Genomic DNA, 10,670 nt, shown 5'->3' with positions numbered 1-10,670 from the left:
GCAGAACATCAACCAGCTGCCGTTCGACGATCAGGCGGGCACCGTGCCCAACGAGGCGGGCCGCGTGATCGCCGACGAGAACGCCGACGGCCCGGCGCGCTACCTGCCCGCCACTTACGTCACCGGCTGGATCAAGCGCGGCCCGGTCGGCCTGATCGGCCACACCAAGGGCGACGCCAACGAGACCATCGCCTGCCTGCTCGACGACGCCCCCGGCTTCGCTCCGGCGGAGAACCCGGACCCGCAGGCCGTCCTCGAGTTCCTCGAGGGCAAGGGCATCCCGTTCACCACCTGGGCGGGTTGGTACCGCCTCGACGCCCACGAGCGCGCACTGGGCGAGCCCGAGGGCCGCGAGCGCGTCAAGGTCGTCGAGCGCGAGGACATGCTCCGCGCCAGCGAGCCGCACAAGGTGTGAGCAGGTGTACCTGCTCATGGTGTGGTTCTCCACATGAGCACCTGCCAACGGATAAGACCAGGTTGCTTGTGTGCCCTCTACGCACATGGGCACCTGCGGCACATGGGCACCTGCGGCACATGGGCACCTGCGGCACATGAGCACCTGCGGCACATGAGCACCTGCGGCACATGAGCACCTGCGGCACATGGGCACCTGCCGGGCGGCACATGGGCACCTGCGGCACATGGGCACCTGCCGCACATGAGCACCTGCCGGGGCAGGTGCTCATGTGCGTAGACGGCGCACGAGCAGCCCCTGTCTTTCCGTTGCAGGTACTCATCCGGAGAACCTCCCTGTGGAAAGGTTCACCTGTCGAACCTCCCTGTGGAAAGGTTCACCTGTCGAACCTCCCTGTGGAAAGGTTCACCTGTCGAACCTCCCCGTGGAAAGGTTCACCTGTCCCTGGCATTCTGTACAAGTGTTCGATGCCCATGTCCACATCATCGATCCGCGGTATCCGCTGATCGAGAACGAGGGCTACCTGCCCGACCCGTACACTATCGCCGACTATCGAAAGCGCATGTCCCGCTTCGACATCGGCGGCGGGGCCGTGGTCAGCGCGTCGTTCCAGGGGACCGATCAGGCCTATCTGAAAGCGGCGCTGGCCGAGCTCGGCGAGGGATGGGTCGGGGTGACCAGACTCGACCTGGATGCCTCCGACGAGGAGATCCTCGAACTCGATCGCGTCGGCGTGCGGGCGCTGCGCTTCAACCTCAAGCGCGCCGCCGCCGACATCACCCAGATGACATTGCAGGCGCTGCGCGCCCACGAGCTCGCCGGCTGGCACGTCGAGCTGTACATGGACGGCCAGATGCTGGCGTCGCTGCAGCCGGTGATCTCCAAGCTGCCCGCCCTCTCGGTCGACCACCTCGGTATGTCCGACGAGGGCCTGCCGTACCTGCTCGACCTCGTCGACCGTGGCGCCCGCGTGAAGGCGACCGGTTTCGGGCGGGTCGAGATGAATGTCGCCAACACGCTGCGCCGCATCCACGCCGTGAACCCGCAGGCGCTGATGTTCGGCACCGACCTGCCCGGCACCAGGGCCGGACGGCCGTTCCGTGACGCGGACGTCGATCTGATCTGCGACGTGGTCGGCGTCGACATGTATGCGGTCCTGGAGGACAACGCCCGCGCCTTCTACCGCCTCCCGGCCAGGGAGCGTCCGACGTACGACCCAGCTCCGACGCTGCCACTGCACCGCACGGAGCAGCCGACCCTCCCGCTGCGCCGCGACGAACTGCCGAGAATCCAACCGGCGGATACGATTCCGTTTCCCGTGATCGAATGAGCTTGTGCTGCGGTTGATCGGCGCGGTTCGGAGTCCGAATCCGCTGCCGCGCAGGTGATGTCCGCCGACGCGGCCGCCACCGTCCGGACGGCGGCGGTTATGGTCGAAGTTGATGAGGCTCGGTAACGAACGTCGCTGCGAAGGCTCCGTAGACACGGAGGACCGTCACGACGCAGGCATCGATCAGTTGCATCGCCACGGCTCGAACAAGGCTGTGCACAGGCGTTTTCCCTCGTCGCGAGCGGCGCGAAGACCGGGCGCCGTGCGCGAATCGGCCTGTGTGAACAGACAGGTCGCGCCGTCCGCCCGGCTCGTCGCCTCGCCGACCAACGCGACGCTGCTCCTTCTGCTCGGCTGCGCGATCGTCGCGGTGACGTTGATCTTCACCACCGTCGATCCCTGGCTGGACAAGGCGGGCATCCTGGTCGGCGGGCTCGACGTGCACGTCTATCGGGACGGCGCCTGGCGCGTCCTGCACGATCAGCCCCTCTACACCGAGCCGACCCTCCGCGGGCTGCTCTACACCTACACCCCGTTCTCGGCGATCGTCTTCCTGCCGACCAATCTCATACCCTGGCAATTCCTCAGCCCGCTCTGGCTGACGCTCAACCTCGCCGTGCTGTTCAGTTGCATCATGCTGAGCTGGCGGCTGCTCGGCTACCGGTTCACCGGGCGGCTGGCGGCGGGCAGCGCCCTGCTCACGCTCACCTGCACCTTCATCGAACCGGTTCGCACCACGCTGTTCTATGGTCAGATCAACCTCGTCCTCATGCTGCTGGTGCTCTGGGATTTCTCGCGCGCGGATCGCAGCAGACTCCGCGGCATCGGCGTCGGCGTCGCGGCGGGCATCAAACTCGTGCCGCTCTATTTCGTCGTCCAATTGCTCGCGTCGCGGCAGTGGCGCGCGGCGGGCACAGCAGCGCTGACCTTCCTCGCCTCCGTCGTGCTGACCTGGTTCGTGCTGCCCGCCGATTCCAGCAGGTACTGGACGACGACCTTCTTCCAGTCCGAGCGCATCGCCCCGGACACTCACCCCGCCAACCAATCCCTGCGTGGCGTCCTCGCCCACCTGACGCACGGCCCCGCGCCGCTGTGGCTGTGGCTGCTCTTGGCGTTGCCCGTGCTGGCCGCGGGCATCGTCGCCGCCACGGCCCTGCATCGGCACGGGGAGCGGCTCCTTTCGGTCACCCTCGCCGGACTGACCGCTTGTGCGGTCTCGCCGTTCTCGTGGGGGCACCACTGGGTGTGGTTCGTACCGCTGCTCGTCTACCTGGTGCACCGGGCGCAGGTGAACCCGCGCTGGTGGATTGCCGCCGCTGTGCTGTACCTGTCGATCGGCGGCTGGACCTACCACTGGAGCGAAACCTGGGTGAGCGTCGGCGTTTTCCTGCTGCCGCCGTCCTGGCCCGTCGCGCCGCTGCTGATGAACGCGTACGTCATCGCGTATCTGGTGACGCTCGGCGCGGTCGCGTTCATGGTCCGCCGCCTGGCCCGGTCCGCGGCGCAGAGCGATCGAGATGAACCAACGAGACCGGGCGGCAAGAACTTCGACTGCTCGTCCGCCGACCGGTGAACGACAGCACCGATTCGCGCCGGGTCGCGCGTCGGCGTTCCGTTCCGCGCCGGTGGTCGCGATGATGGTCGGCATGCGGATCACAGATCGTTTGTGGGACTCGGTCGCCTCGCAGTTGGGGCGGCCGGACGGGGTAGCAGGACGCGTGGTCGGCCGAATTCTCAACCGCGGCAACTACGCCACCGTGGCCGCCGCCGTCGCGGCCACGGAAGCGGGTGCGGGCGCGACGGTGGCCGATATCGGCTTCGGCGGCGGCATCGGCCTCCACGAGTTGCTGGCCACGGTCGGCGAGACGGGCGCTGTGCACGGCGTGGAGATCGCACCGACCATGCTCGATGAGGCGAGCAAGCGGTACCGCGCCGAAATCGCCGCGGGCAGGCTCGTGCTCCACACCGCGGCCATGCACGAAATGCCCTTGGCCACGGCATCACTGGACGCGGCGATCAGCACCAACACCGTCTATTTCATCGACGACTTAGCCCCGGCGTTCGCCGAGCTCGCGCGGGTGCTGCGCCCCTCGGGCCGGGTGGTGCTCGGCATTGGCGATCCCGCCGACATGGCCCGAATGCCGTTCACCGAGAACCGCTTTCGGTTGCGCCCTATCGCCGAGATCGCCGAACGACTGGAAGCCGCTGGTTTGGCGGTCCAGGAAGACCGCCGTATCCGTAACGGCCGCATGGAATTCCACCTGCTGGTCTGCGAAAAACAGTAGATCTCGCCCGGATCGGCACGACGTCGCTGCTGGAGTTCGTCGCGGCGAATCCGCATCGCGAACTGGGCTCCGTCGCGCCTACGCCATGCCGGGAAGCCAGAGTCTTCACGCGCTTCGCAGAGGCCGCAGCCCCTGCGAAGCGTGTAGAAGTTCTGTGAGGCTCAGCCGAGCTTGCGAAGGCGGGGGGCCAGGTCGCGCTGGAAGAGGTCGAGGAAGCGGCGCTGGTCGTGGCCGGGGGCGTGGAAGACCAGGTGGTTGAGGCCCGCGTCGAGGTAGGGCTGGATCTGGGCGACCGCCTCGTCGGGGTCGCTGGCGACGATCCAGCGCTTGGCGATCTGCTCGATGGGCAAGGCGTCGGCGGCGGCTTCCATCTCGATCGGGTCGGTGATGCTGTGCTTCTGCTCGGCGGTCAGCGACAGCGGCGCCCAGAAGCGCGTGTTCTCCTGCGCCAGTTCGGGATCGGTGTCGTAGGAGATCTTGATCTCGATCATCCTGTCGATGTCGTCGACGCTACGGTCCGCCTTGGCGGCGCCCTCGGCGACGGCGGGCATCAGCTTCTCGGTGTAGAGGTCCATGCCCTTGCCGGAGGTGCAGATGAAGCCGTCACCCGCGCGGCCCGCGTAACGCGCGACCAGCGGGCCGCCCGCGGCGATGTAGATCGGGATGCCGCCCTCGGGCACGTCGTAGATGGACGCGCCGACCGTCCGGTAGTACTGGCCGTCGAAATCGACGCGATCGCCGGTCCACAGCGCGCGCATCAGGTCAACCGATTCGCGCAACCGGCCGAAACGTTCCTTGAATTCCGGCCATTCGCCGGTGTAGCCGGTGGCGATCTCGTTGAGCGCCTCGCCGGTGCCGACGCCGAGCATGACGCGGTTCGGGTACAGGCAGCCCATGGTGGCGAAGGCCTGCGCGATCACCGCGGGGTTGTACCGGAAGGTCGGCGTGAGGACCGAGGTGCCGAGCTGGATGCGCTTGGTGCGCTCGCCGACCGCGGCCATCCAGGCCAGCGAGAACGGTGCGTGCCCGCCCTTGTGCCGCCAGGGCTGGAAGTGGTCGCTCACCGTGGCGCTGTCCAGGCCGTGCTCCTCCGCGAGCACCGCGATCTCCACCAGTTCACGCGGTCCGAACTGTTCCGCCGACGCCTTGTATCCGAGCCTCAACTCACCCATGTGCGCCACTCCTGTCGCTTCGCTGTGCGGGTGCGGCCTTCCGCATCCCGTCGGTCGTTCGGACGAGCCGATCGGTGCCGCATCCCGTGGGCCGAGCGAGATCGCTCCGCCGCATCGGACGGACGGGCACGCGCGATCGGGTTCTCGCACGGCCTGCTTCGACCATAGTCAGGGCGGAGTCGGAGTGTGTGACCGGCCGCATCTGTGCCCGGTCCGATGCGCTCACGCGCCTCGATAACCGACAATTGTCTGGTGACCGCAGATGATGAGCCGATCCTGTCCTACCTGACCGATATGGACGGGGTGCTGGTGAGCGAGGAGCACCTGGTGCCGGGCGCCGACGAGTTCCTCGCCGAACTGCGCGCCAAGGAAACGCCGTTCCTCGTGCTCACCAACAACTCGATCCGTACACCGCGCGATCTGCAAGCGCGGCTGCGTCAGACGGGGCTCGACATCCCCGAGGAGGCCATCTGGACCTCCGCACTGGCCACCGCCACCTTCCTCAACGATCAGCGCCCCAACGGAACCGCTTACGTGGTGGGCGAATCCGGGCTCACCACCGCGTTGCACGAGATCGGGTACGTGCTCACCGACAGCGACCCCGACTATGTCGTGCTCGGCGAGACCCGCACCTACTCCTTCGAAGCCATCACCACCGCCATCCGGCTGGTGGAACGCGGCGCCCGTTTCATCGCCACCAATCCGGACGCCACCGGCCCGTCGCGCGAGGGCGTCCTGCCCGCCACCGGCTCGGTCGCCGCGTTGATCACTCGCGCGACCGGGCGCGAACCGTACTACGTCGGCAAGCCCAACCCGCTCATGATGCGTTCGGCGCTGCGGCGCATCGGCGCGCACTCGCAGTCCACCGTGATGATCGGCGACCGCATGGACACCGACGTGATCTCCGGACTGGAGGCGGGCATGCGCACCATTTTGGTGACCACCGGCATTTCGACCCGCGCGTCCGTCGAGCACTACCCGTACCGGCCGACGCGGGTCATCGACTCGGTCGCGGACCTGGTCGGGCGCACCGACAAGCCGTTCGATTGAGCCGATTTTCGCGTGCGCTCACCGCTGATCCGCGTTCGGTGAGCGCGGTGTCCGCCGCTGGCAGGCGCGCCAGTGATTCGGTGGTGCATGCGAGCTCCTGCGCGCCGAGTTCGGCGGCGGGCCGGTCGGTGATCGCGGCGAGAGTCCGGCGACCGCTAGTCTTCGCGCTCGGTGATCGCGTCGACCGCCGCGGACAGCCGGGTCAGCGCCTCGACGACGCGGGCGAAGTCGTCCGCGCCGAGTTCGGCGGCGAGCCGGTCGGCGATCACCGCGTGCCGGGGATCGATCCGCCGGACGGCCGCATGGCCTTCGTCGGTGACGGCCACCAGCTTCGCGCGGCGGTGCGCTGGATTCGAGCGGTATTCGGCGAGTCCTTTGTCCACCAGCAGGTCCGCGATGCGCTGCACGCTCTGCCGGGTGATGCCCATGGCGCGCGCGATGCCCGCCACCGGCAGCGGCTCGCGAAGCACCGCGCCGAGCACCTGCCACCACGCCGCGGTCAGCCCGGCGGGCTTGGCCAGTTCCTCGGCGATGGCGAGGAACTGGCCGTTGAGCCGGAACGAGGTGATCGCGGCGATGCTGAACAGCTCCTGCTCCGGTGTCTCGGTCATGCCTGCGACGCCGCCCTGTCATAGGCGTCGAGCACCGCGTACGCCGCAGGATCGCTGTGCGCGAAGAGCCGGTACCAGGCGTCGAGGATGTGCGGTTCGTAGACGCCCAGCAGTCCGAGTACCTCGCGAGCGAACTCGAACGGCGCGGTCGCCGAGGCCGTGACGACATTGCCGTCGGTCACCGCGGGCTGCTCGACGTAGCGGTCCGCGCCCGCGTAACCGCTGTAGGCCAAGAACTCGGCCACGTTGCTGGTGTGCGCCTTGTCGTCCAGCAGGCCCTCGTTCGCGAGTCCGAAGGTCGCGCCGCAGATGGCCGCGACCGGTACGCCCGCGTCGAGGAATTCGCGCGCCGTGCGAGCGAAAGGTGTGAGTTCGCCGGTCATCCAGGTGTCGGCGCCCGGCAGGATAAGCATCACGCTCTCGGCGGGGGACAGCTCGGCCAGCGTCAGATCGGGCGTGATCCGCATGCCGCCCTTGGTGGTGATCGGGTCGCGGGTGAGCCCGACGGTCTTGACCTCGAACGTGCCGGGCGCGACCTGCCAGGCCGGATTGTTGATGTGCGCGGTGGCGGCTCCCACCTCCCAGTCGGCGAGGGTGTCGTAGATCGCGGTGTGCACTGTCTTCGTCATCATGACAGCATCCTGTCATATTTGACAGCATGCTGTCAATAGATCGGGTATGCGATGGGAGTCGTGCGTGGTCCGTGAGCCGAGCTCAGTGCCCCCGCTCGATCTTCGTCAGGTGCGCGATATTGGCCCGGTCGGCCGCGTCCGTGCTGGGCTCGCCCGCGAACCAGGCGTCGAGAATCTCGGTGAGCTCGGCCGCCGAGGTCGAACGCAGGCTCAGCGCAAGCACATTCGCGTCGTTCCACTTGCGCGCACCCGCGGCGGTCGTCGCGTCACCACACAGCGCGGCACGGATGCCCGCCACCTTGTTGGCCGCGATGGACGCGCCGGTCCCGGTCCAGCAGCAGACGATCGCCTGGTCGGCGCGGCCCTCGGCGACATCGCGCGCCGCGGCCTCGCTGGCCCACGCCCAGTCGTCCCGCTCGCTCTCCGACAGCGCGCCGTGCGTGAGCACCCCGTCGAACCCGCGCCTCCCCAGCTCGTCGACCAGTTCCTTTGCCACGCCAACGCGCTCGTCCGCCGCCACCGAGATTCGCATGTCACCACGATAGGGCGCGACGTGGCTTCGGGGAGCGGGTAACGGATCGTCGTCCTCTTACTGGTGTCGAAGTGTTGGCGAGGACCGGCCAAGGCTGCCTCGATAGGTAACGAATTGATAACCTACGCGCTGAGGTGTGCACGCTGTTGTCGCCTGGACACCTGCTTTGAACTGGGTTTGGACGCCTGGCGCAACCGCGGAAGCTCTGTAACAGTTTCATAACGACGCACCTTCGGCTCCGGCTATCCGAAGGTCGATGGACCGCACCTGATCGCAGCAGGCAGCGGCCGGAATCGAAGATCACCGCCCACAGCCGACACCCTCAGGGCAGGTTCCCTTCTGGGAGTTGTACGCGGCGGTCATCCTGGCGGTCCCCGTCGGCTTTCTGGTCGACTGGCCGACTGCAGTTCAGGTGCTGCTGACCATCTTCGCCGGCCTCATGGCCACCCGGATTCCCCGGCAGTAACGGGCGAAGAAACGCTGACACCGCTGCCCCGGGACATCCGCCCGGGGCAGCATGGCGCGAGCCTCCCGGCTCTGCTCTGCGTTCGTGGCCGGTGGGCGGCGGCGCAGGCTCTCGAGGCGGCGCCGCGTACGCCGACGGCGAAACCACTACGCGCTGAAGCGATTCGCATCGATAATGAGCCGTGACTGCCGATGCTCGAGAGGCCGGAGGGTGAACCGGATGGACGATGTACTGCTGACCCCGCCAGACCTCGACGAGGTGCAGATCCTCGCGCGCGGTGTGGTCACGGCCGCGCAGGGGGAGGACGGTCTGACACCGTTGCAGCAGTTGCTGATTCCCGCGCTGTTCCTGTCCATGACCGGACACCCGGTCGAGTTGGCGACAGTGGAGCCCATCACCGCACCGGAATTCGCGGTCCGATTGGCTCGGCGCAACCGGATCTTCCGTGCACGGATCGTGCAGACCATGCTGCTGTCTGCGCTGGTGGTGCGGCCGCTGCCGCCGGTGGTCGCGACCCGGTTGCGGGAGTTCGCCGACGCATTGGACGTCGACGACGACATGATCGCGGTGGCGCACAAGTACGCCGAAGGCGCCATCGATCTCGCCGCGGTCGATTTCGCACGCAACGGATACCTCGGCGGCCTCGACCCGCGCAGGCTCACCGCGCTGCACACCGAGAGCCTGGACAGTTCCTGGGGTCAGGTCGGCGACGATCCGGCGCTGGCCGCACGCTGGGCGTCGCTGCGTGAGCTGCCGGTAGGGACCCTCGGCCGCGGCGTCGCGGACTTCTACCGCGATCGCGGCTTCGTCACCCCGGGTCTGCCCGGTTCGGCGCCGCCACTGCTGGCCCAGCACGATTGGGTGCATGTGCTCGCCGGATACGGCACCACCTTGGAAAACGAGATCGAGGTCTTCGCTTTCATGGCGCGCGCCAACGACGACCCGCGCGCTTTCAGCCTGCTCGCCATGGTGGTCTCCCTCTTCGAAACCGGCTACCTCCACGCCGGCGCCGGCCTGTTCGAGGCCAACGAGGGCCACCTGCGGACCGCGGGCATGGCCACCCGCCTCGCCGACGCCATGCGCCGCGGCGCCCTCACCAAGGGCAGCCACGATTTCCTCGACCTGGACTGGTTCACCCTCGCGGACCGCCCGATCACCGTGGTGCGCAACGAGATCGACCTGACGCCCAAGTCGTCTGCCGCGGTCGCCGCCGGATCGGTCGGCCCGTGGGACGGCGGCGGCATCACTCCGTTCCAGCTACATTCCGCCGAGCAAGCAGCGGAAGCCGACGGACGACCCTATGTCCCATGGCAACCCGACCCCTCGCGCGATTGATCGGTGGCCGATCGAAATCCCGGCACCGCAAACCCGAGGGCTTGCGCCGGTACTTCAAACCCTCACCGGTGGCCATGCGCGATCTCACCGCGTCGTCGGACCCGGTCCACGCCGGGCAGCTCGCACCGGATCGCCCGTGGGCGGTGGGCCGAGTGGGCGGTGTGCGCTCCGGTTCCGAGCCGACCGCCTGCCGGACCGAGCAGCTCACGGCCAATAGTGCGATGGGCTGATCCGGCGAGACAGGTCGACTCCGGCAGGGACGAGCGGGACCTCGCCGTCCGACCGACTCAGGCGCGAGTCAGCGCGAAGATGCGCAGATCGCGGGTGGTCCGGTCGCGGTAGGCGGCGTACGCGCCGGTCACTTCCACGAACCGCTGGAAGATCGGCTCCTTGGCCTCGCCCTCGACCGAGGTCGCGGTGACGCGGATGCGTTCGCCCGCGATGGCGACCGTCGCGTTCGGGTCGGCGAGCAGGTTGGTGGTCCAGGCCGGGTGGTGCGCTTGGCCGAAGTTGCTGCCGATGACGTACAGGGTGTCGCCGTCGTGCACGTACAGCAGCGGCTGGGTGCGCGGCTGACCCGATTTGCGACCCGTGGTGGTCAGCAGGATGACCGGCGCGCCGATCGGTCCCAGAATCGTGTACTTGGCGTCGGTGCGCTCCAGCACCCGGCGGTCCAGCGGGGTGATCTTGCGAATCACCCAGGACCCCGGTTCGGTCGCCGCGAAACGGTTCGCCACGCGGGACAGGATGCTGGTGCGCGAACCCCACTGCCGGTCCGGGAACTGCGTCGTCATACGCCGGAATATAGGCGAGGTCGCGGCCGAACGTGATTTCCCGAATAT

11 protein-coding genes and 1 pseudogene are annotated in these 10,670 nt (G+C 68.1%); 7 read left to right on the top strand and 5 right to left on the bottom strand.

Annotation, left to right across the window (positions count from 1 at the left end):
• The 4 genes and pseudogenes from AC3EO7_RS15560 to AC3EO7_RS15545 form a co-directional block, all read left to right on the top strand.
• Positions 1 to 415, top strand: a pseudogene (locus AC3EO7_RS15560) (pyridine nucleotide-disulfide oxidoreductase); the annotation flags it as partial.
• 460 nt (positions 416 to 875) lie between these two features.
• Positions 876 to 1,745 carry an amidohydrolase family protein gene (locus AC3EO7_RS15555; RefSeq protein WP_435591550.1) on the top strand — a complete coding sequence of 290 codons (870 nt, stop codon included), beginning with the start codon at positions 876 to 878 and terminating at the stop codon, positions 1,743 to 1,745.
• Between the two features lie 280 nt (positions 1,746 to 2,025).
• Positions 2,026 to 3,318, top strand: coding sequence for a glycosyltransferase 87 family protein (locus AC3EO7_RS15550; protein ID WP_431971146.1), 1,293 nt, complete (start codon positions 2,026 to 2,028; stop codon positions 3,316 to 3,318).
• Positions 3,319 to 3,391: 73 nt separating this feature from the next.
• Positions 3,392 to 4,030 carry a class I SAM-dependent methyltransferase gene (locus tag AC3EO7_RS15545; protein WP_435591549.1) on the top strand — a complete coding sequence of 213 codons (639 nt, stop codon included), beginning with the start codon at positions 3,392 to 3,394 and terminating at the stop codon, positions 4,028 to 4,030.
• Between the two features lie 161 nt (positions 4,031 to 4,191).
• Here AC3EO7_RS15545 and fgd read toward each other — a convergent pair whose 3' ends face one another.
• Positions 4,192 to 5,202 (bottom strand): glucose-6-phosphate dehydrogenase (coenzyme-F420), encoded by a 1,011-nt coding sequence (gene fgd, locus AC3EO7_RS15540; RefSeq protein ID WP_431971148.1) that lies wholly within the window; start codon positions 5,200 to 5,202, stop codon positions 4,192 to 4,194.
• 294 nt (positions 5,203 to 5,496) lie between these two features.
• Between fgd and AC3EO7_RS15535 the strand changes: the two genes are divergently transcribed.
• Complete coding sequence (locus tag AC3EO7_RS15535; RefSeq protein WP_431971313.1) at positions 5,497 to 6,252, top strand: HAD-IIA family hydrolase; 756 nt, start codon at positions 5,497 to 5,499, stop codon at positions 6,250 to 6,252.
• Between the two features lie 155 nt (positions 6,253 to 6,407).
• On the opposite strand, the gene AC3EO7_RS15530 is transcribed toward AC3EO7_RS15535, so the two are convergent.
• From AC3EO7_RS15530 to AC3EO7_RS15520, 3 genes are all read right to left on the bottom strand, one after another.
• Complete coding sequence (locus AC3EO7_RS15530) at positions 6,408 to 6,863, bottom strand: MarR family winged helix-turn-helix transcriptional regulator (RefSeq protein WP_435591548.1); 456 nt, start codon at positions 6,861 to 6,863, stop codon at positions 6,408 to 6,410.
• Positions 6,860 to 7,492 carry a DJ-1/PfpI family protein gene (locus tag AC3EO7_RS15525; protein WP_435591557.1) on the bottom strand — a complete coding sequence of 211 codons (633 nt, stop codon included), beginning with the start codon at positions 7,490 to 7,492 and terminating at the stop codon, positions 6,860 to 6,862. The genes AC3EO7_RS15530 and AC3EO7_RS15525 overlap by 4 nt, the downstream gene beginning before the upstream one ends.
• Before the next feature lie 85 nt (positions 7,493 to 7,577).
• Positions 7,578 to 8,027 carry an RpiB/LacA/LacB family sugar-phosphate isomerase gene (locus AC3EO7_RS15520; protein ID WP_435591547.1) on the bottom strand — a complete coding sequence of 150 codons (450 nt, stop codon included), beginning with the start codon at positions 8,025 to 8,027 and terminating at the stop codon, positions 7,578 to 7,580.
• Between the two features lie 685 nt (positions 8,028 to 8,712).
• Between AC3EO7_RS15520 and AC3EO7_RS15515 the strand changes: the two genes are divergently transcribed.
• Positions 8,713 to 9,828: a hypothetical protein gene (locus tag AC3EO7_RS15515; RefSeq protein ID WP_435591546.1), complete on the top strand. Its 1,116-nt coding sequence runs from the start codon at positions 8,713 to 8,715 to the stop codon at positions 9,826 to 9,828.
• Entirely contained in the window at positions 9,801 to 10,058 is a 258-nt protein-coding gene (locus AC3EO7_RS15510) for a hypothetical protein (protein WP_435591545.1), read from the top strand. Before AC3EO7_RS15515 ends, AC3EO7_RS15510 begins: the two co-directional genes overlap by 28 nt.
• Before the next feature lie 57 nt (positions 10,059 to 10,115).
• Here the strand turns inward: AC3EO7_RS15510 and AC3EO7_RS15505 are convergent, their stop codons facing one another.
• Positions 10,116 to 10,622 (bottom strand): nitroreductase/quinone reductase family protein, encoded by a 507-nt coding sequence (locus AC3EO7_RS15505; protein WP_431971153.1) that lies wholly within the window; start codon positions 10,620 to 10,622, stop codon positions 10,116 to 10,118.
• Positions 10,623 to 10,670 lie beyond the last annotated feature (48 nt).

The organism is Nocardia sp. bgisy118 (genome assembly GCF_057708605.1).
The sequence above is the reverse complement of the archived record's forward strand: the minus strand, read 5'-3'. Positions and strand labels throughout refer to the sequence as shown.